Origin of the sequence: Streptomyces sp. NPDC052079 (assembly GCF_040680275.1) — a bacterium.
In the GTDB taxonomy this organism is placed as follows: domain Bacteria; phylum Actinomycetota; class Actinomycetes; order Streptomycetales; family Streptomycetaceae; genus Streptomyces.
Map to the genome: position 1 here is coordinate 111,046 of NZ_JBFAWL010000001.1, position 24,715 is coordinate 135,760.

A 24,715-nucleotide genomic window follows, 5' to 3' on the forward strand; every position below is an offset into this window, starting at 1 on the left:
AGGCGTGATCGATATCAACGAGTCCGTGATGCAGTTCCTTCTGGCATTCCTCGTCGTCGGCCCGCTCCTCGGCGCCGCCGCTGCTCTCCTGCCGGCCCCGCCCGGACTGAAGGGGAAGTCACCCGAGCAGGCCGTGCTCCGCCACGGCGTGACCGTGACCGGCGCGGTCCTCATCGCGGCGATCGTCCTCGCGCTGGGCTTCGACCACGACCAGCCGTCGAAGATGCAGGCCACAACCGACATCAGCTGGATCCCCGCACTCGACGTGCGCATCCACCTCGGCACCGACGGCATCTCCCTCCCCCTTCTGGTCCTGACCGCGCTGCTGACCTTCCTCAGCGCCCTCTACTCATACTTCAAACCACCGGCGGGCCCGGCCCCCAAGGCCTTCGTCGCCCTGCTGCTCGTCCTCGAGTCCGGCACCCTCGCCACCTTCGCCGTCCTCGACCTGATCCTGTTCTTCCTCGCCTTCGAAATGGTCCTGATCCCGATGTACTTCCTCATCGCCCGCTGGAGCGGCGAGGGCCGGGCCGAGGCCGCCTGGAAGTTCATCCTCTACACGCTGCTCGGCTCTGTGGTCATGCTGCTCGGCCTGCTCCTGATCGGCATCACGGCGCGCACATTCGACATGGTGGCACTCGCCACTGACAACAGCCGGACCCTGACCGCATCCGTGCAGGTCACCGCGGTTCTGGCGGTCGGGATCGGGCTCGCGGTCAAGACCCCGATGTGGCCCCTGCACAGCTGGCTGCCCGACGCCCACACCGCCGCGCCGACGGTCGGCTCGGTCCTGCTCGCCGGCGTCCTGCTGAAGATGGGCACATACGGCTTCGTCCGGATCCTGCTGCCCGCCGCGCCGGACGGTTTCCGCACCTTCGCGCCGTACCTCGCGGCGTTCGCCGTCGTCGGCATCATCTACGGATCCCTCGCCTGCCTTGCCCTCGCCGGACGGGGCGCGAAGGGCGACCTCAAGCGCCTGATCGCCTACTCCTCCGTCGGCCACATGGGCTTCGTCCTCCTCGGCATCGCGACCATGACACCGACCGGCGTCAACGGCGCCCTCTTCGCCAACGTCGCCCATGGCCTCATCACCGGCCTGCTGTTCTTCCTGGTCGGCGGGCTCAAGGAGCGCACCGGCAGCACCGACCTCGACGCCCTCGCGCAGGAGACCGGCGCCGCCCTCTACGGCAAGGCCCCGCGCCTCGGCGGCCTGCTCGCCTTCGCCGCCGTCGCCTCCCTCGGCCTGCCGGGCCTCGCCGGGTTCTGGGGCGAGATGCTCGCCCTGTTCGGCGCCTTCGACCCCGCCGGAGGACTCAGCCGCCCCGCCTTCCTGACCTTCATGGCGATCGGCGCGTTCGGCACCCTGCTGACCGCCGCCTACCTGCTGGTCGTGGTCCGCAGGGTCTGCATGGGCGCCGTCCCCCAGGACGCCCCGAAGCTCACCGACGTGCGCTCCTACGAGTTCGCGGCCTGGTCCCCGCTCGTCGTCCTCACCGTCGCCGCGGGACTGTGGCCGGGGGCCCTCCTCGGACTGACCGATCCGGCCGTGCAGCAGCTCCTCGCAGGAGGCACCCGATGAGCTCCCTCGTCCAGTCCGTCGACTGGCTGGCCATCGCGCCGCCGACCATCACGGCGGTCGTCGGACTCGTCGTCCTCGTCGCCGACCTGTTCGTGAGCGAGAAGAGGAAGCCCCTGCTCGGCCGGCTCTCGGTGGCCGGTCTCGCCGCCGCCACGCTGATGCTGCTGCCCCTCCTCGACGCCGACCGCAGCACCTTCTGCCTGGTCGGCGACGAAGGCGCGTGCAGCTACACCGCGGACCGCTTCACCCTCGTCATCCAGTTCCTGGTGCTCGGCGGCGCCCTCCTGGCCGCCCTTCTGTCGGTCACCGCCCTGAAGGACGAGAACAAGCGGCTCCCCGAGGGCGAGTACTGGTTCCTCTTCCTCTCCTCGGCGGCCGGCGCAGCCCTGCTGCCCGCCTCCCGCGACCTCGCGACCCTCGTCGTCGCCCTCGAGGTCGCCTCCCTGCCCGCCTTCGCCCTCGTCGGCCTCCGGCATGGCGACCGGAAGTCGTCCGAAGCGGCCCTGAAGTTCTTCCTCTCCTCCGTCACCGCCACCGCGGTCAGCCTGCTCGGCATCAGCTTCGTCTACGCCGCCACCGGAACCCTCCACCTCACCCTCGTCGCCGAGCGGATCCAGACCGTCGACGGACAGCTCCACACGCTCGCCCAGACCGGTGTCGTCCTCACCCTCGTGGGCTTCGCCTTCAAGACGGCCGCCGTTCCCTTCCACTTCTGGGTCCCCGACACCTACGTGGGAGCCCCCCTGCCGGTCGCCGCCTACCTGTCGGTCATCGGCAAGGCGGTCGGCTTCTCCGGCCTGATCCTCATCACCGTCGTAGCCCTGCCGTCCTACGCCGACGTATGGGGCCCCGCCCTCGCCGCACTGGCCGCCCTCACCATGACCGTCGGCAACGTCGGCGCCCTCAGACAGCAGGCCGCGCGCGCGTACAGCGCGGTACGCCTCCTCGCCTGGTCGTCCGTCGGCCAGGCCGGCTACCTCCTGGTGCCGATCGCCGCCGCCGCGTACGCCGACGACGCCGAGAAGTCGATCGGCTCCACGCTCGCCTACGCCCTCATGTACGGCGCCGTCAACCTGGGCGCGTTCGCGGTCGCCGCCCTCGTCGGCCGTACGCACCGCCTCAACCGCGTCGCCGACTACCGCGGCCTGTACGCCTCCAGCCCGCTCACCGCCCTCCTCCTGGGCTTCTTCCTGCTGTGCCTCGCCGGACTCCCGCCGGGCATCATCGGCCTCTTCGCCAAGGTCACGGTGTTCGCCGCCGCCGTTGATGCCGGCCTGGGCTGGCTCGCCGTCGTCATGGCCGTCAACGTCGTCATCGCGCTGGTCTACTACCTCCACTGGACGGCCCTGCTGTTCCGCGCCCCCGAGGGGGAGCCGGTCCGCCACCGCCTCCCCGCTCCCCTCACCGCCGCGATCGCCCTGACCGGTGTCGTCGGCATCGCCCTGTCCGGCGCACCCCAGCTGGTCCTCCGCTTCACCGACACCGGACTCTTCTGAGCACACCGGAGCACGCCGACGGGGCAGCCGTCACCCGGACGGTTGACACGCGCCACCGCGCGCACAAGGGAACTAGTGCCCTTCGCCTCGCGTTGACCGATACGGGAGGGTCCACTGGAGGTGACACCACCGGACCAGTGGACAGCGCAGGTCAGAAGAAGGATCAGCAAGCAAGGGTTCCCCTGCCGTACGACTTGGAGGGCGTACCGTGCACCGCCGGCACAACGGGCTCAAGACCGCAGTCCTCCTCGGGGGACTGTCCGCGATCATCATCGTCATCGGCAGCTTCTTCGGCCGTACGGGGCTCCTCGTCGCCGTCCTGATCGCGCTGGGCACCAACGCGTACGCGTACTGGAACAGCGACAAGCTGGCCCTGCGGGCGATGCGCGCCCGTCCGGTGAGCGAGTTCCAGGCACCGGGGCTGTACCGCATGGTCCGCGAGCTGTCGACCGAGGTCCGTCAGCCCATGCCCCGTCTGTATATTTCCCCGACGGAGGCCCCCAACGCCTTCGCCACCGGCCGCAACCCGCGCAACGCGGCCGTGTGCTGCACGGAAGGCATCCTGCGCTTGCTCGACGAGCGAGAGCTGCGCGGCGTCATCGGTCACGAGCTCAGCCATGTCTACAACCGCGACATCCTGATCTCCTCGGTCGCGGCCGCCCTCGCCTCCGTGATCATGTTCCTGGTCAATTTCGCCTGGCTGATCCCCATCGGCCGTTCGGACGACGACGAGGGCCCGGGTCTGCTCGGGATGCTGCTGATCCTGATCCTCGGCCCGCTTGCCGCGTCCATCATCCAACTGGCCATCAGCCGCTCCCGGGAGTACGAGGCCGACGCCTCCGGCGCCCAGCTCACCGGCGATCCGCTTGCCCTCGCTTCCGCACTGCGCAAACTGGAACACGGCACCAAGCAGCTTCCGCTGCCCGCCGAGCCCCGTATCGAGACGGCCAGCCACATGATGATCGCCAACCCGTTCCGTCCGGGGCAGGGCCTGGCGAAGATGTTCTCCACCCACCCGCCGATGGCGGAACGTATCGCCCGGCTCGAGAAGATGGCAGGTCACGCCCAGTGAAGACTGTCCTCAATCTCATATGGCTCGTCTTCAGCGGCTTCTGGCTGTTCCTCGGCTACCTGTTCGCGGGCGTGCTGCTGTGCATCACGATCATCGGCATCCCGTTCGGCGTCGCCGCCTTCCGCATCGGTGTCTACGCCCTGTGGCCCTTCGGGTACACGACGGTCCAACGCCGGGACGCGGGTGCCCCCTCGTTCCTCGTCAACGTGCTGTGGCTGCTGCTGGCCGGCTGGTGGCTGGCGCTCGGTCACATCGTCACCGGCATCGCCCTGTGCGTGACGATCATCGGCATCCCGCTCGGCATCGCCAACTTCAAGCTGCTCCCGGTCGCGCTGTTCCCGCTGGGCCGCGAGATCGTGCCCACGGACCGGGCGTTCACCGAGCGCTGGTAGCGACGGGACCCGGTCCTTCCCCAGCACGCCTCAGGGCGTTGTCCACAACCCCGAGGTTGTCCACAGGCCCGCACGGTCGTCGGCGGCGGCCCGCATGCTGAAGCCATGACCGAGCACGAGCAGTTACCAACCCCGGCGGGGGACAGGACACACGTCCGCCCACCGCATCAGGCTTGCCTCCCCGACATACGACCTGCGACCGCCTTCCGGACGGCGCGCCCGCCCGCTACCGCCCGCCACCCGACCGGCGCACGCCGTACACCAGCACGCCCGCCAGCAGCACCCCGGCACCCCCGGCCACCGAAACCCACGGCAGCGAGAACGCCAGCACCAGACAGCCGGCGAGCCCCACCGCCGGCACCACCCGGGTCACCGGCCTCGCATCGAGCGTCCAGGCCGACGCATTGGCCACCGCGTAGTACGTCAGCACACCGAAGGAGGAGAAACCGATCGCACCCCGCACATCCACAGTGGCGGCCAGCACGGCGACCACGGCACCCACCGCCAGCTCCGCCCGGTGCGGCACCCGGAACCGCGGGTGGACGGCGGCCAGGGCACCCGGAAGATGCCGGTCCCGGGCCATGGCCAGCGTCGTCCGCGACACCCCGAGGATCAGCGCGAGCAGCGAACCCAGAGCCGCCACCACCGCACCGACCCGCACCACCGGGGCGAGCTCCGGAACCCCGGCGGCCCGCACCGCGTCCGCGAGCGGCGCGGCGGTGTCACCGAGCTCCCGCGCCCCCAGCACCGAGAGGACGGCCACGGCGACAGCCGCATACACGCTCAGCGTGATACCGAGGGCCAGCGGAATCGCCCTGGGGATGGTGCGTGCCGGCTCCCGGACCTCCTCACCGAGGGTGGCGATACGGGCGTACCCGGCGAAGGCGAAGAACAGCAGACCGCCGGCCTGAAGCACCCCGCCGGCCCCGCCCGGCACCCCGATGTCCAGCCGCCCGGCATCGGCCTCCGCCGACGTCAGACACCCGACCACCACGGAAGCGAGGACCGCCAGGACCACACCCACGATCACCCGCGTCAGCCACGCGGACTTCTGGACACCGCTGTAGTTCACCGCGGTCAGCAGCACCACGGCGGCGACCGCCACGGCGTGCGCCTGGTCCGGCCAGACGTACGCGCCCACGGTGAGCGCCATCGCCGCGCAGGAGGCCGTCTTCCCGACCACGAAGGCCCAGCCCGCGAGGTAGCCCCAGAAGTCCCCGAGCCGCTCGCGTCCGTACACGTAGGTGCCGCCCGAGGCCGGGTACAGGGCGGCGAGGCGGGCCGAGGAGGTGGCGTTGCAGTAGGCGACCACGGCGGCGACCGCCAGGCCCAGGAGCAACCCGGTGCCGGCCGCGTGCGCGGCGGGTGCCAGGGCGGCGAAGATCCCGGCTCCCACCATCGAGCCGAGACCGATCACCACGGCGTCGCCCAGACCGAGCGTGCGGCGGAGCTCAGGGCCCTTCGTTCCTGTCACGGGCCGCACCCTACTGATCGCAAGCAACCGGCAGATGGACGTGTGACGTCTTCCCGGGTGCAAGGACGGCGGGAAAGGGGCAGGTGCACGGCATGACGATCATCAGTTGGATCATCCTGGGACTGCTGGCCGGAGGGATGGCGAAGTTCCTGCTCCCCGGCCGCGATCCGGGCGGACTCATCGGCACGACCCTGATCGGCGTGGCCGGAGCGTTCATCGGCGGCTGGATATCGGCGCGTTGGCTCGACCACCCGATCACCAAGGACTTCTACGACGGCACCACCTGGCTCGCCGCGATCGGCGGTTCGCTGGTCCTCCTGGTCGCCTACCGCATCCTGTTCGGCCACTCGCGCAACTGAGACGGGGCGGGCACCGCCCGGGTGCCCACCCCTCCCGTCCGCGTCCGAGGACCTACCGGTAGTTCACGAACTGCAGCGCGAAGTCGAAGTCCTTGCCCTTGAGCAGGGCGATGACGGCCTGGAGGTCGTCCCGGCTCTTCGAGCTCACCCGCAGCTCGTCGCCCTGCACCTGCGCCTTCACGCCCTTCGGACCTTCATCCCGGATGATTTTCGCCACCTTCTTCGCGTTGTCCTGGGAGATCCCCTCCTGGATCGACGCGAAAATCTTGTACTCCTTGCCCGAGAGCTGCGGCTCGCCCGCGTCCAGGGCCTTCAGCGAGATGCCCCGCTTGATCAGCTTGGACTGGAAGACGTCGAGGACAGCCTTCACCCGGTCCTCGGAGTTCGCCTCCATGAGGATCTTCTCCCCGGACCACGAGATCGAGGCGCCCACGCCCTTGAAGTCGTAGCGCTGAGAGATCTCCTTGGCGGTCTGGTTGAGGGCGTTGTCGACCTCCTGCCGCTCGACCTTCGAGACGATGTCGAAACTGGAGTCGGCCATGTCCTGTGGCTCCTTGGATCGGGGTGCGTATCGGGCTGCGCACCGAATGCGTACCGGCGTACATGCGGCGGCCCCCGAGCACGGCATCGGCCCCGGACCGCATCCGGACCAGCCTAGTCACCCGCCGGCCCGCCGGTGGCGATCAACGGGGTGGCGAAGCACCCCCACCCATCAGGTATTGTTTACGTCGTTGCCACGGAGCACCGCCGAAAGGCGGTACGAAGGCAGCAACCCCGGCGGTGTGCCCGAGCGGCCAAAGGGAGCAGACTGTAAATCTGCCGGCTCAGCCTTCCCAGGTTCGAATCCTGGCGCCGCCACACTGGGGAAGACCCCCTTCGGACTGCGGAAACGTGGTCCGGAGGGGTTTTTCGTGCTCGTGGGTTGAGGCTCCGGGGGCACACTGGCCGCATGTCGTCCCCTCGCCGTCCCTGCCCCGAGTGCCGTCGTGAGATCGCCGTGGTCGCCGGGCGGTATGCGCGGCACGACCCGCCCGGCGCCCGGGGGAGCCGGGAGCTGACCTCGTGCTCCGGATCGCGCAGGCGGGCGCCGCTCGGTGCGGAGCAGCCCTCGCTGGACGGTCACGTTGTGCCGGAGTTCCCGGGGCAGATGCCGCTGTTCTAGCGCCCGGCGATGCTCAGTTGCCCGCCACCGACTTGACGGCAACCGACACCGGAACGGACCCGCTGATGAGTTCCAGGGTCAGTCCCGCCGTGGCCGGTGTGTCCACCAGTTCCGCCAGTACAGCGGCCACGTCGTCGCGCGGGACCGTTCCGGGGCCCGTGTGCGCCTCCAGGCGGACCAGGCCGGTGCCGGCGTCGTTGGTGAGCTGACCGGGACGCAGGATCGTCCAGTCCAGGGCGTCCAGGCCGCGGATGTACGCGTCCGCCTCACCCTTGGCACGCAGGTACACGTCAAAGACCTCGTCGCCCTGGTGCGCCGGGTCCGCACCCATGGACGACACGATCAGGAAGCGCCGTACGCCCGCGCGGACGGCCGCGTCGGCGAAGAGGATCGCCGCCGCCTTGTCCACCGTTTCCTTGCGCTCCACCCCGCTGCCCGGGCCGGCGCCCGCCGCGAACACCGCGGCGTCCGCACCCTCCAGGCGTTCCGCGACCTCCTCCACCGACGCGGACTCCAGGTCGAGGACGACCGGTTCGGCGCCCCGCTCCCGCAGGTCGTCGGCCTGCTCGGGTTTGCGGATGATGCCCGCCGCCTCGTACCCGCGCGCGGCGAGCAGCCGCTCCAGCCGCAGCGCGATCTGACCATGACCACCAGCGATGACAATGCGCATGCCTCCGACCGTACGCCGGGGCGACCCCATGCGCCGCGCGACGCCGCGACGCGCCTACGTGAACCCCCGCCCCTGCCGCGGCAGTCCGTGCCCCGCCGTCGCCGTCGAATCGCAGTACTCCCGCACCGCACTCGTCCGCGCCACCACCCGCCCCCCGTGCACCACGACGCGGCTGTACGCCAGCGACAGCGCGCCCGGCAGCCCGTCCCCGCGGACGGCCAGCAGTTCGGCCGGAAAGCCCGCCTCCACCCGCACCTCGGGCAGCCCCAGAGCGGCCCGCGCCGCCGTGCTCACCGCGGCGTAGGCGTCCTCGGCGGGCAGGCCCTGGTGCGAGGCCAGCAGATAGGCGGCCTCCAGCGGGTCGCCGCGGCCCACCGGGTTCGACACGTCCCGCAGGGCGCCGCTCCCGGCGGCCACCCGCACCCCCGCCGAGCGCAACAGCCGTACCGGCGCCGGGCCCCGGCCGTCTGCGGCGCCGCAGCCGCCCTGCGGCAGGCACACCACCGTCACCCCGGCCGCGGCGAGCCGGTCCGCGGTCCGGGCGGCCAGCTCCTCCGGCAGCCTGCCGAGACCGCCGCACGGGCCGAGCGCCACCCCCGGCCGTAGCCCGCCCGCCATGGCCGCGAACCGGGCCAGCCGGGCGGGATCGGTGGCGTCCGTGTGCAGGTCGACGGGGCAGCCGTGCTCCGAGGCGACCTCCAGCACCGCCTCCACATAGCCCGTGGGGTCCGGGTCGAGGTCCGGACAGCCGCCCACCGCTGACGCTCCCATCTTCAGCGCGTCCCGCAGCACCGCGAGCCCGTCCGCCCCCGCCACCCCGGTCAGCACCCGGGGCATCGCCACCGTCGTCAGCTCGGCCAGCCCGCGCAGCGAGCGCCCCGCGTCCAGTACGGCGGTGAGCGCCCCCAGCCCGGCCAGATCACCCACGCGCACATGGGCTCGCAGCGCCGTGGCGCCGTGCCCGAGCTGGAGCAGGGCCGCCCGCGTCGCGCGGCGCTGGACGTCCTGGGGGTCGTCCGAGGCGGGGCCCTCGCCGCCGGCGGACAGGGCGGTGTCCGCATGGGCGTGGGGTTCGGCGGGGGCCGGCAGGAGGAGATAGCCGGTGAGGTCGAGATGGGTGACGCACGCGCGCGTGCCGTCCGCCGCCAGGCTGCCGGCCGTACCGACCGCCTCGATGCGCCCGCCGCCCAGCCGTACGTCCACCGTGCGCCCGTCGGTGAGCCGTGCGCCACACAGCAGGACCGGGGCCGGGTCGGCGGCACCCGGGCCCGGCAGCGACGGCCAGGGGTCGGACGGTGGCTGCGGCCGGCTTTCGGGCATCGCGCTCCTGGGGCTCGGGCTGCGCACGAGGACGCACGTCACATTGAGACGAGATCCCGTTGAGACAAGATCACGGAGAGTGAGTCGAGCCTAGGATGGCCGCCCGCCGCTCGCCGGGAGGAGCGCAATAGTCGTACCGGCGTGGTCCCTCCATGGCGGGACAGGGGCCCGAAACGGATTTGGGCGAACGGCGGCGGACCGTGTAATGTCTTCATCGCTCGCCCCAATAGCTCAGTCGGCAGAGCGTCTCCATGGTAAGGAGAAGGTCAACGGTTCGATTCCGTTTTGGGGCTCTGGTGTGTGAGGTTCCCGCCGCCAGGCGGGGCCGATCGCATCACAGCGGTGTAGCTCAGTCGGTAGAGCAAGCGGCTCATAATCGCTGTGTCACCGGTTCAAGTCCGGTCACCGCTACAGACAGTAGCCGATTGCGGGGTCGGTCCTTCGATCGGCTACTCTTCTTGCGTTAATACCGTCAATCCGTTCGTCAAGGAGCACTCACGTGGCTGCCACCGACGTCCGCCCGAAGATCACGCTGGCCTGCGTGGAGTGCAAGGAGCGGAACTACATCACCAAGAAGAACCGGCGTAACAACCCGGACCGTCTTGAGATGAAGAAGCACTGCCCGCGTTGCAATGCGCACACCACGCACCGCGAAACGCGATAAAACAGGCTCGTACACGAGGCCGTCCCCCCACTCGGGGGGCGGCCTCGTGTCGTTTCGGTACAGGCTCGTTTCAGATCTCGTTCCAGATACAGGAGGTGCCGCGCGCATGGCGCTCGACCAGTCCTTCGTGGGGCGGAGCTACCCGCCCACCGAGCCCTACGAGGTGGGCCGGGAGAAGATCCGTGAGTTCGCCGAGGCCGTGGGGGACGCCAACCCGGCGTACACGGACGTGGAGGCCGCCAAGGCGCTCGGCCACCCCGATGTGATCGCCCCGCCGACCTTCGTGTTCGCGATCACCTTCAAGGCCGCAGGGCAGGTCGTGGCCGACCCCCGGCTCGGTCTCGACTACAACCGGGTCGTGCACGGCGACCAGAAGTTCGCGTACAACCGTCCGGTGCGCGCCGGTGACCGGCTGACCGTGACCTCGACCATCGAGAAGATCAGGTCGATGGCCGGCAACGAGGTACTGGACATCCGTGGCGAGGTCCACGACCAGGCCGGCGAACATGTCGTGACCGCCTGGACCAAGCTGGTGGCCCGCGCGGCCGAGGAGGCGTGAAGCACACCATGACGGCGAAGATCTCCTACGCGGACGTCGAGGTCGGCACCGAACTGCCCGCCCGGACGTTTCCCGTGACCCGCGCCACCCTCGTGCAGTACGCGGGCGCCTCCGGCGACTTCAACCCCATCCACTGGAACGAGAAATTCGCCAAGGAGGTCGGGCTGCCCGACGTCATCGCGCACGGCATGTTCACCATGGCCGAGGCGATCCGCGTGGTGACCGACTGGGCGGGCGACCCGGGCGCGGTCGTCGAGTACGGCGTCCGCTTCACCCGTCCGGTCGTCGTCCCCAACGACGACCAGGGCGCCACCATCGAGGTCAGCGGCAAGGTCGCCGCCAAGCTCGACGACAACACGGTCCGCGTGGACCTCACCGCGACGCACGACGGACAGAAGGTCCTGGGCATGTCGCGCGCGGTCGTCCGGCTGGCCTGACCCGGACCGGCCGGGGGAGCGGGGCCCGCGGTGCCGTCTCGTAGTCTTGGGCCCGTGCAGGAACTCCATGACGCCCCCCTCGCCCCGCTGACCACATTCCGGCTGGGCGGCCCCGCGACCCGGCTGGTCACCGCCACCACCGACGACGAGGTGATCGCCGTCGTCCGTGACGCCGACGACAGCGGCACCCCGCTGCTGATCATCGGCGGCGGATCCAACCTGGTCATCGGCGACAAGGGCTTCGACGGCACCGCCCTCGTCATCGCCACCCGCGGCTTCGCCCTGGACGGTACGAGCCTGGAGCTGGCGGCCGGAGAGGTGTGGACGGACGCCGTCGCCCGCACCGTGGAGGCAGGCCTGGCCGGTGTCGAGTGCCTGGCCGGCATCCCCGGCTCGGCAGGCGCCACCCCGATCCAGAACGTCGGGGCGTACGGCCAGGAGGTCTCCTCCACCATCACCGAGGTCGTCGCCTACGACCGTCGTGCAGGACAGACCGTCACGCTGAGCAACGAGGAGTGCGCCTTCTCGTACCGCCACAGCCGCTTCAAGTCCGACCCCAAGCGCTACGTCATGCTGCGCGTGCGCTTCGCGCTGGAGGACGCGGGCGGTCTCTCCGGTCCTATCCGGTACGCCGAGACGGCCCGCGTCCTCGGTGTCGCGCCGGGGGAGCGGGTGCCGCTGGCCACCGCCCGCGAGACGGTTCTCAAGCTCCGCGCGGGCAAGGGCATGGTCCTGGACCCCGAGGACCACGACACCTGGTCGGCGGGCTCCTTCTTCACCAACCCGATCCTCGACGATGTGGCGTTCGCCGCATTCCGCGCCCGTGTGCGAGAGCGGCTCGGTGAGGGCGCCGAGGCCCCGGCCTACCCGGCCGGCCCGGGTCACACCAAGACCTCCGCGGCCTGGCTGATCGACAAGGCCGGCTTCACCAAGGGATACGGCAGCGGCCCCGCCCGCATCTCCACCAAGCACACCCTCGCCCTCACCAACCGCGGTGACGCGACCACCGAAGACCTCCTGGCGCTGGCCCGCGAGGTCGTCGCCGGAGTGCACGAGGCCTTCGGCATCACGCTGGTCAACGAGCCGGTCACGGTGGGCGTGAGCCTGTAGCCCCGGCAATCCCCGTTACCGCCGCGCACGGGCACACGCACCCCCGATCAGGTCCACCAGTCCTACGGGCTGCGGCCCAGCACATGGCCGGAGCTGCGCCGCTCGTCGGTCCGTGCACGCCTTTGACCGTCCGTACCGACGGCAGCCGGGACGTGTTAGCCGAGGCGGCCATGAGCTGTGCGTATGCGGCGGGGGTGGGCGCAGCGGCTAGAGGCGTGACCAAGGGGCGCATGGCGATGGTGTCGAGCCTCCCCGGGCTCGTGCAGCGGCCCGGCGGCGGGCACCCCGACGAGATCCTGCTCTGCTTCGAGCCGTATCCGCCCTACTCCCACTTCAAGCGGCCGGAGTGGCCGCCCGCCCCTACGCCGGGGACGTGAGCCAGTCGTCCACGCCCGACAGAAGCTTGGCCTTCACGTCCTCCGGTGCCGCCGAGCCGCGTACCGACTGGCGGGCCAGTTCCGCGAGCTCCGCGTCCGAGAAACCGTGGTGGAGCCGCGCGATCTCGTACTGCGCCGCCAGCCGGGAACCGAACAGCAGCGGGTCGTCCGCGCCCAGCGCCAGCGGCACCCCCGCCTCGAACAGCGTCCGCAGCGGTACGTCCTCGGGCTTGTCGTAGACCCCCAGCGCCACGTTCGATGCCGGGCAGACCTCGCACGTCACCTGGCGGTCCGCCAGCCGCCGCATCAGCCGGGGATCGTCCGCCGCCCGGACCCCGTGACCGATCCGGTGCGCCTCCAGGTCGTCCAGGCAGTCCCGTACCGACGCCGGTCCCGCCAGTTCGCCGCCATGCGGCGCGGACAGCAGGCCGCCGTCCCGGGCGATCGCGAACGCACGGTCGAAGTCGCGGGCCATCCCGCGCCGCTCGTCGTTGGAGAGACCGAACCCGACCACGCCCCGGTCGGCGTACCGCACCGCCAGCCGGGCCAGCGTGCGCGCGTCCAGGGGGTGCTTCATCCGGTTGGCGGCCACCAGCACCCGCATCCCCACCCCGGTGTCCCGCATCGCCGAGTCCACCGCGTCCAGAATGATCTCCAGCGCCGGGATCAGCCCGCCCAGCCGGGGCGCGTACGACGTCGGGTCGACCTGGATCTCCAGCCAGCCCGAGCCGTCGCGCACGTCCTCCTCCGCCGCCTCCCGCACCAGCCGCTGGATGTCCTCCGGCTCCCGCAGACACGAGCGCGCCGCGTCGTACAGCCGCTGGAAACGGAACCAGCCGCGCTCGTCCGTGGCCCGCAGTCTCGGCGGCTCCCCGCTGGTCAGCGCGTCGGTCAGCGCCTCGGGCAGGCGCACCCCGTACTTGTCGGCCAGCTCCAGCAGGGTGGTGGGCCGCATGGACCCGGTGAAGTGCAGGTGCAGATGGGCTTTCGGCAGCTCAGAGAGATCACGTACACGCTCCATCGGACGATCCTGCCGCACGTCCCACCCGTCCCGGTAGCGCTTTCCCCTTACGTGGTCTTGCTCGCACAAACGAACAGGGGCGCCCGGAGTGACATCCGGGCGCCCCTGTGGCGAGGGGGAGATCAGTCCCGCGCCTCCGCCAGCAGCTTCTGGAGCCGGCTCACGCCCTCGACGAGGTCCTCGTCGCCCAGCGCGTACGACAGCCGCACATAGCCGGGCGTGCCGAACGCCTCACCGGGCACCACCGCGACCTCGGCCTCCTCCAGGATCAGCGCGGCCAGCTCGACCGTGTTCTGCGGCCGCTTGCCCCGGATCTCCTTGCCGATCAGCGCCTTCACCGACGGGTAGGCGTAGAACGCGCCCTCGGGCTCGGGGCAGACCACGCCGTCGATCTCGTTGAGCATCCGCACGATGGTCCTGCGCCGCCGGTCGAAGGCCTCGCGCATAGCCGCGACCGCGTCCAGGTCGCCGGAGACGGCGGCGAGGGCGGCCACCTGGGCGACGTTGGAGACGTTCGACGTGGCGTGCGACTGGAGGTTGGTCGCGGCCTTCACCACGTCCTTCGGGCCGATGATCCAGCCGACCCGCCAGCCCGTCATCGCGTACGTCTTCGCCACACCGTTGACCACGATGCACTTGTCGCGCAGCTCGGGCAGCAGCGCGGGCAGGGACACGGACGCGGCGTCGCCGTAGACCAGGTGCTCGTAGATCTCGTCGGTGAGCACCCACAGGCCGTGCTCGACGGCCCACTTGCCGATCGCCTCGGTCTCGGCCTCGCTGTAGACCGCGCCGGTGGGGTTGGACGGCGAGACGAACAGGACGACCTTCGTCTTCTCGGTGCGGGCCGCCTCCAGCTGCTCCACGCTGACGCGGTAGCCGGTGGTCTCGTCGGCGACCACCTCGACCGGGACACCGCCGGCCAGCCGGATGGACTCCGGGTACGTCGTCCAGTAGGGCGCCGGGACGATGACCTCGTCGCCCGGGTCGAGGATCGCGGCGAAGGCCTCGTAGATGGCCTGCTTGCCGCCGTTGGTGACGAGGATCTGGGAGGGGTCCACCTCGTAGCCGGAGTCGCGCAGCGTCTTGGCGGCGATTGCGGACTTCAGCTCCGGCAGACCGCCGGCCGGCGTGTAGCGGTGGTACTTCGGGTTCTTGCAGGCCTCGATCGCGGCCTCGACGATGTAGTCCGGCGTCGGGAAGTCGGGCTCACCGGCGCCGAAGCCGATCACCGGTCGCCCGGCGGCCTTGAGGGCCTTGGCCTTGGCGTCCACGGCGAGGGTGGCGGACTCGGAGATCGCGCCGACTCGGGCGGAGACCCGGCGCTCGGTGGGAGGGGTTGCAGCGCTCATGGGCCCATCGTTTCAGACCCGGATCCCGCCGGGCACGAGGGTTTCACGAACTGAACATGACCGGGCAAACCACTGGACACCAGTCCGGATCCCCCGCGTCATGGCCGCGGCCAGGACGATCTTCCCCCGTTCCGACGCCGGAGCGTTCCGTCCCGGGGACTTTCTGTTCGACGCCCGGCCCAGGAACACGTACACTCTCACCTCGTTGGCCCCGAGCGGCCCGCACTCAGCCGGTGCACACCAAGCATCCGGTCGGATGCGGTACGTTGGGGAGCGCACAAAGGGTCGTAGCTCAATTGGTAGAGCACTGGTCTCCAAAACCAGCGGTTGGGGGTTCAAGTCCCTCCGGCCCTGCTACACACACCATCGCCAGGATGTGTGCGCATGTACGTACAGCAATGCACCGCCGTGCGGGCTCAGACCGGGCGCGGCACGGCCACGACCCGGAATCAGGTGAGGACGAGTGACGGACGCCGTGGGCTCCATCGACATGCCTGATGCCCAGGACGAGGCTCCGGACTCCAAGAAGACCCGCAAGGGCGGTAAGCGGGCCAAGAAGGGTCCGCTGAAGCGCCTGGCGCTCTTCTACCGTCAGATCATTGCGGAACTCCGCAAGGTTGTCTGGCCGACCCGTAACCAGCTGACGTCGTACACGACCGCAGTGATCGTCTTCGTGGTGGTGATGATCGGCCTGGTTACCTTGTTCGACTATGGCCTCAGCAACGCCGCCAAGTACGTCTTCGGCTGATCCCCGAGCGAAGAGCGCCGAGGTACCCGGCGCTCCTTTCGCATGTTCCACCCCTATGTATCCAGGAAGAAGCAGCCACCGTGTCTGACCCGAACGTGAACGACGCCGTTGAGCCTCACGGCGAAGGGGCCGAGTCCGCCGAGGACGCGCTCGCCGCCGTCGAGGGCGCGGACGTCGAGGACACCGAGGCCTCCGCCGAGGCCGAGGCTGCCGGCATCACCGAGGACGAGGCCGCCGCAGCGGAGGAGACCGCCGAGACCACCGAGGCCGCGGAAGCGGCCGAGGAGGCCGAAGAGCCCGAGGACGAGCGCGACCCGGTCGAGAAGCTCCGCGAGGAACTGCGGACGCTCCCCGGCGAGTGGTACGTCATCCACACCTACGCGGGCTACGAGAACCGGGTGAAGACCAACCTGGAGCAGCGCGCTGTCTCGCTGAACGTCGAGGACTACATCTTCCAGGCCGAGGTGCCGCAGGAAGAGGTCGTCCAGATCAAGAACGGCGACCGCAAGACGATCAAGCAGAACAAGCTCCCGGGCTACGTCCTCGTCCGTATGGACCTGACGAACGAGTCCTGGGGCGTCGTCCGCAACACGCCCGGTGTCACCGGCTTCGTGGGCAACGCCTACGACCCGTACCCGCTGACGCTGGACGAGATCGTCAAGATGCTCGCCCCGGAGGCCGAGGAGAAGGCCGCCCGCGAGGCCGCCGAGGCCGAGGGCAAGCCGGCTCCGCAGCGCAAGGTCGAGGTCCAGGTGCTGGACTTCGAGGTCGGCGACTCGGTCACCGTCACCGACGGCCCGTTCGCCACGCTGCAGGCGACCATCAACGAGATCAACCCCGACTCCAAGAAGGTCAAGGGCCTGGTGGAGATCTTCGGCCGCGAGACGCCGGTCGAGCTCTCCTTCGACCAGATCCAGAAGAACTAGCCTTCTGGAAACGGCTGACATACAGCTTCCGCGCAGGTCAGGCGAGCGCTCGCGCGTTTGTCTGACCTGCTCGGTTTTTGGCCGCGCATCTATACCCGTTATCGTTGTGCGGTATGCCTGCGTCCGGGTTGTCCCCATGACGTGGGCAGGACCCGAATCGAAAGGACCCGGAGAGCCATGCCTCCCAAGAAGAAGAAGGTCACGGGGCTCATCAAGCTCCAGATCCAGGCCGGTGCCGCCAACCCGGCCCCGCCGGTCGGCCCCGCGCTGGGCCAGCACGGCGTCAACATCATGGAGTTCTGCAAGGCCTACAACGCCGCGACCGAGTCGCAGCGCGGTTGGGTCATCCCGGTGGAGATCACGGTCTACGAGGACCGTTCCTTCACCTTCATCACCAAGACCCCGCCGGCCGCCAAGATGATCCTCAAGGCCGCGGGCGTGGAGAAGGGCTCCGGCGAGCCGCACAAGACCAAGGTCGCGAAGATCACGCGTGACCAGGTCCGTGAGATCGCCACCACCAAGATGCCCGACCTCAACGCCAACGACCTGGACGCCGCCGAGAAGATCATCGCCGGCACCGCCCGTTCCATGGGCGTCACGGTCGAGGGCTGACCTCCACCCCCGTAAGTCAAGCAGTAGTGGCAGGGCCTGCTCGGCCCGGACCACGACTCCTCAGATTCCACAGGAGCTTTCAGTGAGCAAGCGCAGCAAGTCTCTCCGCGCTGCGGACGCCAAGATCGACCGGGAGAAGCTGTACGCCCCGCTCGAGGCCGTCCGTCTCGCCAAGGAGACGTCCACGACCAAGTTCGACGGCACCGTCGAGGTCGCCTTCCGTCTGGGTGTCGACCCGCGCAAGGCCGACCAGATGGTCCGTGGCACCGTGAACCTCCCGCACGGCACCGGCAAGACCGCCCGGGTCCTGGTCTTCGCGACCGGTGACCGTGCCGAGGCCGCGCGTGCCGCGGGCGCCGACATCGTCGGCGCCGACGAGCTGATCGACGAGGTGTCGAAGGGCCGTCTGGACTTCGACGCCGTCGTCGCCACCCCGGATCTCATGGGCAAGGTCGGCCGCCTCGGCCGCGTGCTCGGTCCCCGTGGTCTGATGCCGAACCCGAAGACCGGCACCGTCACCCCGGACGTCGCCAAGGCCGTCAACGACATCAAGGGCGGCAAGATCGAGTTCCGTGTCGACAAGCACGCGAACCTGCACTTCATCATCGGCAAGTCGTCCTTCGACGACACCAAGCTGGTGGAGAACTACGGCGCCGCGCTGGAGGAGATCCTCCGTCTCAAGCCGTCCGCCGCCAAGGGCCGCTACATCAAGAAGGCCGCCATCAGCACCACGATGGGCCCCGGCATCCCGCTCGACCCGAACCGCACCCGCAACCTCCTCGTCGAGGAGGACCCGGCCGCGGTCTGAGCCGGGTGGGCCGGCCGGCCCGCACCGCTGTGAGAAGCCCGTCCCCACGCCTCCCGAGGCGCGGGGACGGGCTTTGTCGTACGCCAGTGTCGGTCCCTTGCGTTACCGTTCTTCTCATCGCACAGACGTTGCACAGCGCACACACACAACACAGGGGTGGGACCTATGGGGATGTCCGCATGGAAGCGCGCGGGTGTCTGTCTGACGGCCGCGGCCGTCGTCGCCGGTGTCGCGGGATGTGGTGGGGGTGACAAGGACGGCAAGAAGAAGGGCGCCGACTCGTCGCAGTCCAAGGTGCAGACGCAGCACGAGATGACGAAGGTCCTCCAGGCCGCCTTCAAGAACACCTCGGAGGCCAAGTCCTCCAAGGTCCGCATGACGATGGAGATGCCGGCCGGCCTGGAAGGCGGCGGCACCATGGAGATGTCCGGCGTCCAGGGCTGGGACCCGGCCGTCATGGACGTCACCATGAAGGGCTCCGCGCTCACGGAGGGCGACCCGGACGCCCCCGAGCAGGTCCGCATGATCATGCTGGACCAGGCCATGTACATGGACATGGGAGCGAAGGCGGCCGCCGACATGGACGGCAAGCGCTGGATGAAGATGGACTTCGGCGCCATCGCCGAGGCGTCCGGCGACCCCGAGATCCAGAAGCAGATGACCGGGGGCATCGAGAACATGAACCAGGACCCGGCACAGCAGCTCGCCATGCTGCTCGGGTCGAAGAACCTGAAGCACGTGGGCCCGGAGAAGGTCGACGGCGTCCAGACGCAGCACTACAAGGGCACGCTGACCATCGAGGAGATGCTCGACGCCAACAAGGGGCTCGACGGTGTGTTCACCGAGAAGGAGCGCGAGCAGCTCGTCGCCAACATGAAGAAGACCGGCCTGAAGGGCTACGACACCGAGGTCTGGGTCAACGAGGACGACTACCCGGTCAAGATGATCGTCGGCATGCAGATGAACCAGGGCACGATGAAGATGACGGCGCACTACTCCGACTACGGCGCCGCTGCCGACGTCAAGGCGCCGGCGGAGAAGGACACGTTCGACTTCATGAAGATGATGCAGGAGCTGGAGGGCATCGGCGCGGGTGCCTAGGCGATTTGCTTGACACCGATCCGTTCGCGTACTCTTCCACGGAAGCCAAAGACCGCTGGTCGTTGCCGTGCGCTCGTCAGAGGGCGCGGTGGCCGAAGGATCCGCTGAACTGCGGACGACCCGCGTAGGTGTCAGTGGAAGAGTTCCCGGAATTCGCCGCCGTGAGGCCGCGAGTGACCGGTTGAGCTACGCCCCGTGCGCCTGCGCCCGGGGCGTTTCGTTTTCCCCAGTCCTCCTTCGGGTCCGCGCGGTCCGAATCACCCGGAAGGAGGCCGAGGCTCATGGCGAGGCCTGACAAGGTCGATGCCGTCGAGGAGATGCGGGACAAGTTCCGCAACTCCAACGCTGCTGTCGTTACCGCGTACACCGGTCTCACCGTGGCTCAGCTCAAGCAGCTGCGCCGTTCACTCGGTGAGAACGCTCAGTACCGTGTGGTGAAGAACACGCTGACCAAGATTGCGGCCCAGGAGGCCGGGATCACCACGCTCGACGACCTGTTCGCGGGTTCGTCGGCGGTCGCCTTCGTGACCGGTGACCCGGTCGAGGCGGCGAAGGGTCTGCGCGATTTCGCCAAGGAGAACCCGAATCTCGTCATCAAGGGCGGTGTCCTTGACGGCAAGGCGATGTCCGCCGACGAGATCAAGAAGCTTGCGGACCTCGAGTCCCGCGAGGTTCTGCTCGCCAAGCTGGCGGGTGCCTTCAAGGGCAAGCAGACGCAGACTGCTCAGCTCTTCCAGGCGCTCCCCTCGAAGCTCGTCCGCACCGTGGACGCGCTTCGTGCCAAGAAGGACGAGCAGGGCGGTGCCGAGTAATTCGGCTCGCTTTCCGATCCTCGCCGCATGAACCGCATGAGGTGAGGGTCGACGCGGGCCCGACGTACGCCCGCCTCACCCCGTACATCCGGCACCTGCCGATTTAGTGGAAGGACCGCCATCATGGCGAAGCTCAGCCAGGAAGACCTGCTCGCGCAGTTCGAGGAGATGACCCTCATCGAGCTCTCCGAGTTCGTGAAGGCCTTCGAGGAGAAGTTCGACGTCACCGCCGCCGCCGCGGTCGCCGTTGCCGGCCCGGCCGGTCCGGCCGCCCCGGCCGAGGCCGCCGAGGAGAAGGACGAGTTCGACGTCGTCCTCACCGGCGCCGGCGACAAGAAGATCCAGGTCATCAAGGTCGTGCGCGAGCTGACCTCCCTGGGTCTCAAGGAGGCCAAGGACCTCGTCGACGGCACCCCGAAGCCGGTCCTCGAGAAGGTCAACAAGGAGACCGCCGAGAAGGCCGCCGAGTCCCTCAAGGCCGCCGGCGCCTCCGTCGAGGTCAAGTAAGACCTCGCGGGTCCGGCAGGATCCGTAGGCACGTTCCACGGGACGTGTAACGCTCAAGCGCTGAGGAGCGATCATCCATCCGGGTGGTCGCTCTTCGGCGTACCGGGGGTCCGGCGGCGGCTGCCTTGCACCCGGGACGGCGGGGGGTATGGTGATCTTCGTTGTGCCTCCAGGGGCCCGCGGAGAATCGCCTCGTGGGAGGCAGTCGGGGCAGAGGGGGCCTTGACGAACCGCACGCAGCGCGCAATTCTCAGGACGCGTCGTCACAAGGATCCGAATCCGAGGCATGGATCGACGGCAAAGAGGGCAGTATCACGGTGCGTTGAGGGCAGCGCCTTGTCGCAGGAGATGAGAACAACGAGGGCCACTACCCGGTCTCGTACACCGCACTGGACATCAGTGTGCCAAGTGGCTACACTGACCCTTTGCGCTGCCTGTTAGCTGTCCCCTGCCCGTCACCAGGGGCATGCCCTCACTCGAGCACTGACGACAAATGATCTCTGACCTGGGGTTTTCTCCCTATCGGAAGATTCTGTCCCTGTGCACAGTGGGGGGCCGGTACGCGCGTAGTGAGTCCGAGCCCTCGGAAGGACCCCCTCTTGGCCGCCTCGCGCAACGCCTCGACCGCGAATACGAACAACGGCGCCAGCACCGCCCCGCTGCGCATCTCCTTTGCAAAGATCAAGGAGCCCCTCGAGGTTCCGAACCTTCTCGCGCTGCAGACCGAGAGCTTTGACTGGCTGCTCGGGAACGACGCCTGGAAGGCTCGCGTCGAGGAGGCTCTCGAGAACGGGCAGGACGTCCCCACCAAGTCCGGTCTGGAGGAGATCTTCGAAGAGATCTCCCCGATCGAGGACTTCTCCGGGTCGATGTCGCTGACCTTCCGTGACCACCGCTTCGAGCCCCCGAAGAACTCCATCGACGAGTGCAAGGAGCGCGACTTCACGTACGCCGCCCCGCTCTTCGTCACCGCCGAGTTCACCAACAACGAGACCGGCGAGATCAAGTCCCAGACCGTCTTCATGGGCGACTTCCCGCTCATGACGAACAAGGGCACCTTCGTCATCAACGGCACCGAGCGTGTCGTGGTGTCCCAGCTGGTCCGCTCGCCCGGTGTCTACTTCGACTCCTCCATCGACAAGACGTCCGACAAGGACATCTTCTCCGCCAAGATCATCCCCTCCCGGGGTGCCTGGCTGGAGATGGAGATCGACAAGCGCGACATGGTCGGTGTGCGCATCGACCGCAAGCGCAAGCAGTCCGTCACCGTCCTCCTGAAGGCGCTCGGCTGGACCACCGAGCAGATCCTCGAGGAGTTCGGCGAGTACGAGTCCATGCGCGCCACCCTGGAGAAGGACCACACCCAGGGCCAGGACGACGCGCTGCTCGACATCTACCGCAAGCTGCGTCCGGGCGAGCCCCCCACCCGTGAGGCCGCGCAGACGCTGCTGGAGAACCTCTACTTCAACCCCAAGCGCTATGACCTGGCCAAGGTCGGCCGCTACAAGGTGAACAAGAAGCTCGGCGGGGACGAGCCGCTGGACGCCGGCGTGCTCACCACCGACGACATCATCGCCACCATCAAGTACCTGGTGAAGCTGCACGCCGGTGAGACCGAGACGGTCGGCGAGTCGGGCCGCTCGATCATCGTCGAGACCGACGACATCGACCACTTCGGCAACCGTCGTATCCGCAACGTCGGCGAGCTGATCCAGAACCAGGTCCGTACGGGTCTCGCCCGTATGGAGCGCGTCGTGCGCGAGCGCATGACCACCCAGGACGTCGAGGCGATCACGCCGCAGACCCTGATCAACATCCGGCCGGTCGTCGCCTCCATCAAGGAGTTCTTCGGCACCAGCCAGCTGTCCCAGTTCATGGACCAGAACAACCCGCTGTCGGGCCTGACGCACAAGCGTCGTCTCAACGCCCTCGGCCCGGGTGGTCTCTCCCGTGAGCGGGCCGGCTTCGAGGTCCGTGACGTCCACCCGTCGCACTACGGCCGCATGTGCCCGATCGAGACGCCGGAAGGCCCGAACATCGGTCTGATCGGTTCGCTCGCCTCCTACGGGCGGATCAACCCGTTCGGCTTCATCGAGACGCCGTACCGCAAGGTCGTCGACGGCCAGGTCACCGACGAGGTGGACTACCTGACCGCCGACGAGGAGGACCGCTTCGTCATCGCGCAGGCCAACGCGCCGCTCAGCGACGAGATGCGCTTCGTCGAGAACCGCATCCTGGTCCGCCGCCGCGGCGGCGAGGTCGACTACGTCCCCGGTGACGAGGTCGACTACATGGACGTCTCGCCGCGCCAGATGGTGTCGGTCGCGACCGCCATGATCCCGTTCCTCGAGCACGACGACGCCAACCGTGCCCTCATGGGCGCGAACATGATGCGTCAGGCCGTGCCGCTGATCAGGAGCGAGTCCCCGCTCGTCGGCACCGGCATGGAGTACCGCTCCGCCGTCGACGCCGGCGACGTGGTCAAGGCCGAGAAGGCGGGTGTGGTCCAGGAGGTCTCCGCGGACTACATCACCACCGCCAACGACGACGGCACGTACATCACGTACCGCCTCGCCAAGTTCTCCCGGTCCAACCAGGGAACCTCGGTCAACCAGAAGGTCATCGTCGCCGAGGGCGACCGGATCATCGAGGGCCAGGTCCTCGCCGACGGTCCGGCCACCCAGAACGGTGAGATGGCGCTCGGCAAGAACCTGCTGGTCGCGTTCATGCCGTGGGAGGGTCACAACTACGAGGACGCGATCATCCTGTCGCAGCGCCTCGTGCAGGACGACGTCCTCTCCTCGATCCACATCGAGGAGCACGAGGTCGACGCCCGTGACACCAAGCTCGGCCCCGAGGAGATCACCCGGGACATCCCGAACGTCTCCGAGGAGGTCCTCGCCGACCTCGACGAGCGCGGCATCATCCGTATCGGTGCCGAGGTCATCGCCGGTGACATCCTCGTCGGCAAGGTCACGCCCAAGGGTGAGACCGAGCTGACCCCCGAGGAGCGTCTGCTGCGCGCGATCTTCGGTGAGAAGGCCCGTGAGGTCCGTGACACCTCGCTGAAGGTGCCGCACGGTGAGACCGGCAAGGTCATCGGCGTGCGCGTCTTCGACCGCGAGGAGGGCGACGAGCTTCCCCCCGGTGTGAACCAGCTGGTGCGCGTCTACGTCGCGCAGAAGCGCAAGATCACCGACGGTGACAAGCTCGCCGGCCGGCACGGCAACAAGGGCGTCATCTCCAAGATCCTGCCCATCGAGGACATGCCGTTCCTCGAGGACGGGACCCCGGTCGACATCATCCTCAACCCGCTGGGTGTGCCGTCCCGAATGAACCCGGGACAGGTCCTGGAGATCCACCTCGGCTGGCTCGCCAGCCGCGGCTGGGACGTCTCCGGCCTCGCGGACGAGTGGGCGCAGCGGCTCCAGGCCATCGGCGCCGACCAGGTCGAGCCCGGCACCAACGTCGCCACGCCGGTCTTCGACGGTGCGCGTGAGGACGAGCTCGCGGGTCTGCTCCAGCACACCATCCCGAACCGCGACGGCGAGCGCATGGTGCTCCCGACCGGTAAGGCGCGGCTGTTCGACGGCCGTAGCGGTGAGCCGTTCCCGGACCCGATCTCGGTCGGCTACATGTACATCCTGAAGCTGCACCACCTGGTCGACGACAAGCTGCACGCGCGTTCGACCGGTCCGTACTCCATGATCACCCAGCAGCCGCTGGGTGGTAAGGCTCAGTTCGGTGGCCAGCGGTTCGGCGAGATGGAGGTGTGGGCACTCGAGGCGTACGGCGCCGCCTACGCGCTCCAGGAGCTGCTGACCATCAAGTCCGACGACGTCACCGGCCGCGTGAAGGTCTACGAGGCCATCGTCAAGGGCGAGAACATCCCCGAGCCCGGCATCCCCGAGTCCTTCAAGGTCCTCATCAAGGAGATGCAGTCCCTGTGCCTGAACGTGGAGGTGCTGTCCAGCGACGGTATGTCCATCGAGATGCGTGACACCGACGAGGACGTCTTCCGCGCTGCGGAGGAGCTCGGCATCGACCTGTCCCGGCGCGAGCCGAGCAGCGTCGAAGAGGTCTGACGGGAGTGGGGCGGCCCCCGGGACTCCGGGCCGCCCCCCCCCCGGCCCCCCCATAAGAACCCCACAGATTAGAAA

At 69.0% G+C, this 24,715-nt stretch carries 25 protein-coding genes and 4 tRNA genes; 23 read left to right on the forward strand and 6 right to left on the reverse strand.

The window, feature by feature from the left end; translation table 11 throughout:
- The first annotated feature begins 4 nt into the window (after positions 1-4).
- The 4 genes from AB0L56_RS00540 (at position 5) to AB0L56_RS00555 (ending at position 4,539) form a co-directional block, all read left to right on the forward strand.
- The gene (locus tag AB0L56_RS00540; protein ID WP_365417391.1) at positions 5-1,579 is read left to right on the forward strand and encodes an NADH-quinone oxidoreductase subunit M; all 1,575 of its coding nucleotides are present in this window, start codon (positions 5-7) and stop codon (positions 1,577-1,579) included.
- Positions 1,576-3,075 carry an NADH-quinone oxidoreductase subunit N gene (locus AB0L56_RS00545; protein WP_365417394.1) on the forward strand — a complete coding sequence of 500 codons (1,500 nt, stop codon included), beginning with the start codon at positions 1,576-1,578 and terminating at the stop codon, positions 3,073-3,075. Before AB0L56_RS00540 ends, AB0L56_RS00545 begins: the two co-directional genes overlap by 4 nt.
- A gap of 208 nt (positions 3,076-3,283) precedes the next feature.
- Complete coding sequence (gene htpX / locus AB0L56_RS00550; RefSeq protein WP_361031244.1) at positions 3,284-4,147, forward strand: zinc metalloprotease HtpX; 864 nt, start codon at positions 3,284-3,286, stop codon at positions 4,145-4,147.
- Positions 4,144-4,539: a YccF domain-containing protein gene (locus AB0L56_RS00555; RefSeq protein WP_365417398.1), complete on the forward strand. Its 396-nt coding sequence runs from the start codon at positions 4,144-4,146 to the stop codon at positions 4,537-4,539. The genes htpX and AB0L56_RS00555 overlap by 4 nt, the downstream gene beginning before the upstream one ends.
- A gap of 226 nt (positions 4,540-4,765) precedes the next feature.
- Here the strand turns inward: AB0L56_RS00555 and AB0L56_RS00560 are convergent, their stop codons facing one another.
- Positions 4,766-6,013: an APC family permease gene (locus AB0L56_RS00560; RefSeq protein WP_365417401.1), complete on the reverse strand. Its 1,248-nt coding sequence runs from the start codon at positions 6,011-6,013 to the stop codon at positions 4,766-4,768.
- A 92-nt stretch (positions 6,014-6,105) separates the two neighbouring features.
- Here AB0L56_RS00560 and AB0L56_RS00565 point away from each other — a divergent pair, with 92 nt between their 5' ends.
- Entirely contained in the window at positions 6,106-6,372 is a 267-nt protein-coding gene (locus tag AB0L56_RS00565; RefSeq protein ID WP_361031253.1) for a GlsB/YeaQ/YmgE family stress response membrane protein, read from the forward strand.
- Positions 6,373-6,424: 52 nt separating this feature from the next.
- Here AB0L56_RS00565 and AB0L56_RS00570 read toward each other — a convergent pair whose 3' ends face one another.
- Positions 6,425-6,913 (reverse strand): YajQ family cyclic di-GMP-binding protein, encoded by a 489-nt coding sequence (locus AB0L56_RS00570; protein WP_365417405.1) that lies wholly within the window; start codon positions 6,911-6,913, stop codon positions 6,425-6,427.
- Positions 6,914-7,148: 235 nt separating this feature from the next.
- On the opposite strand from AB0L56_RS00570, the gene AB0L56_RS00575 reads away from it, so the two are divergent.
- A tRNA-Tyr gene (locus AB0L56_RS00575) sits at positions 7,149-7,230 on the forward strand.
- A 91-nt stretch (positions 7,231-7,321) separates the two neighbouring features.
- Positions 7,322-7,534, forward strand: coding sequence for a hypothetical protein (locus tag AB0L56_RS00580; protein ID WP_365417408.1), 213 nt, complete (start codon positions 7,322-7,324; stop codon positions 7,532-7,534).
- Positions 7,535-7,547: 13 nt separating this feature from the next.
- Here AB0L56_RS00580 and AB0L56_RS00585 read toward each other — a convergent pair whose 3' ends face one another.
- The gene (locus tag AB0L56_RS00585; RefSeq protein WP_365417411.1) at positions 7,548-8,204 is read right to left on the reverse strand and encodes an NAD(P)H-binding protein; all 657 of its coding nucleotides are present in this window, start codon (positions 8,202-8,204) and stop codon (positions 7,548-7,550) included.
- A gap of 54 nt (positions 8,205-8,258) precedes the next feature.
- Complete coding sequence (locus AB0L56_RS00590) at positions 8,259-9,524, reverse strand: hydrolase (RefSeq protein WP_365417414.1); 1,266 nt, start codon at positions 9,522-9,524, stop codon at positions 8,259-8,261.
- A 220-nt stretch (positions 9,525-9,744) separates the two neighbouring features.
- On the opposite strand from AB0L56_RS00590, the gene AB0L56_RS00595 reads away from it, so the two are divergent.
- The 7 genes from AB0L56_RS00595 to AB0L56_RS00625 all read left to right on the forward strand — a co-directional run bounded on the left by AB0L56_RS00595 (position 9,745) and on the right by AB0L56_RS00625 (position 12,671).
- A tRNA-Thr gene (locus AB0L56_RS00595) sits at positions 9,745-9,817 on the forward strand.
- A 45-nt stretch (positions 9,818-9,862) separates the two neighbouring features.
- A tRNA-Met gene (locus tag AB0L56_RS00600) sits at positions 9,863-9,935 on the forward strand.
- An 88-nt stretch (positions 9,936-10,023) separates the two neighbouring features.
- Entirely contained in the window at positions 10,024-10,188 is a 165-nt protein-coding gene (gene rpmG / locus AB0L56_RS00605; protein ID WP_125496543.1) for a 50S ribosomal protein L33, read from the forward strand.
- Positions 10,189-10,294: 106 nt separating this feature from the next.
- Entirely contained in the window at positions 10,295-10,747 is a 453-nt protein-coding gene (locus AB0L56_RS00610; RefSeq protein WP_361031270.1) for a MaoC family dehydratase N-terminal domain-containing protein, read from the forward strand.
- A gap of 8 nt (positions 10,748-10,755) precedes the next feature.
- Positions 10,756-11,184 (forward strand): MaoC family dehydratase, encoded by a 429-nt coding sequence (locus tag AB0L56_RS00615; protein WP_361031394.1) that lies wholly within the window; start codon positions 10,756-10,758, stop codon positions 11,182-11,184.
- A 54-nt stretch (positions 11,185-11,238) separates the two neighbouring features.
- Positions 11,239-12,294, forward strand: a complete 1,056-nt coding sequence (locus AB0L56_RS00620) for a UDP-N-acetylmuramate dehydrogenase (protein ID WP_361031273.1) — start codon at positions 11,239-11,241, stop codon at positions 12,292-12,294.
- 215 nt (positions 12,295-12,509) lie between these two features.
- Complete coding sequence (locus tag AB0L56_RS00625) at positions 12,510-12,671, forward strand: hypothetical protein (RefSeq protein WP_361031276.1); 162 nt, start codon at positions 12,510-12,512, stop codon at positions 12,669-12,671.
- Here AB0L56_RS00625 and AB0L56_RS00630 read toward each other — a convergent pair.
- Together AB0L56_RS00630 and AB0L56_RS00635 are read right to left on the reverse strand one after the other, a co-directional pair.
- A complete protein-coding gene (locus AB0L56_RS00630; protein WP_361031279.1) occupies positions 12,655-13,692 on the reverse strand; it encodes an adenosine deaminase in 1,038 nt (345 codons plus the stop codon). The two genes, AB0L56_RS00625 and AB0L56_RS00630, sit on opposite strands and share 17 nt — an antisense overlap.
- A 122-nt stretch (positions 13,693-13,814) precedes the next feature.
- Positions 13,815-15,041 (reverse strand): pyridoxal phosphate-dependent aminotransferase, encoded by a 1,227-nt coding sequence (locus AB0L56_RS00635; RefSeq protein WP_361031282.1) that lies wholly within the window; start codon positions 15,039-15,041, stop codon positions 13,815-13,817.
- A gap of 281 nt (positions 15,042-15,322) precedes the next feature.
- Between AB0L56_RS00635 and AB0L56_RS00640 the strand changes: the two genes are divergently transcribed.
- The 9 genes from AB0L56_RS00640 to rpoB all read left to right on the forward strand — a co-directional run bounded on the left by AB0L56_RS00640 (position 15,323) and on the right by rpoB (position 24,640).
- Positions 15,323-15,395: transfer RNA gene (locus AB0L56_RS00640), tRNA-Trp, on the forward strand.
- A 109-nt stretch (positions 15,396-15,504) separates the two neighbouring features.
- Positions 15,505-15,789, forward strand: a complete 285-nt coding sequence (secE, locus tag AB0L56_RS00645) for a preprotein translocase subunit SecE (protein ID WP_361031285.1) — start codon at positions 15,505-15,507, stop codon at positions 15,787-15,789.
- Between the two features lie 80 nt (positions 15,790-15,869).
- Positions 15,870-16,715, forward strand: a complete 846-nt coding sequence (gene nusG / locus AB0L56_RS00650) for a transcription termination/antitermination protein NusG (RefSeq protein WP_361031288.1) — start codon at positions 15,870-15,872, stop codon at positions 16,713-16,715.
- Positions 16,716-16,892: 177 nt separating this feature from the next.
- The gene (gene rplK / locus AB0L56_RS00655; RefSeq protein ID WP_006130605.1) at positions 16,893-17,327 is read left to right on the forward strand and encodes a 50S ribosomal protein L11; all 435 of its coding nucleotides are present in this window, start codon (positions 16,893-16,895) and stop codon (positions 17,325-17,327) included.
- 82 nt (positions 17,328-17,409) lie between these two features.
- Entirely contained in the window at positions 17,410-18,135 is a 726-nt protein-coding gene (rplA, locus tag AB0L56_RS00660; RefSeq protein WP_125504757.1) for a 50S ribosomal protein L1, read from the forward strand.
- Positions 18,136-18,300: 165 nt separating this feature from the next.
- Positions 18,301-19,236, forward strand: coding sequence for a hypothetical protein (locus AB0L56_RS00665; protein ID WP_365417422.1), 936 nt, complete (start codon positions 18,301-18,303; stop codon positions 19,234-19,236).
- Positions 19,237-19,517: 281 nt separating this feature from the next.
- Complete coding sequence (gene rplJ, locus AB0L56_RS00670; RefSeq protein WP_361031296.1) at positions 19,518-20,048, forward strand: 50S ribosomal protein L10; 531 nt, start codon at positions 19,518-19,520, stop codon at positions 20,046-20,048.
- A 123-nt stretch (positions 20,049-20,171) separates the two neighbouring features.
- Entirely contained in the window at positions 20,172-20,555 is a 384-nt protein-coding gene (rplL, locus tag AB0L56_RS00675; protein WP_361031299.1) for a 50S ribosomal protein L7/L12, read from the forward strand.
- A gap of 599 nt (positions 20,556-21,154) precedes the next feature.
- Positions 21,155-24,640 (forward strand): DNA-directed RNA polymerase subunit beta, encoded by a 3,486-nt coding sequence (rpoB, locus tag AB0L56_RS00680; protein ID WP_361031302.1) that lies wholly within the window; start codon positions 21,155-21,157, stop codon positions 24,638-24,640.
- The last annotated feature ends 75 nt before the right edge of the window (positions 24,641-24,715 follow it).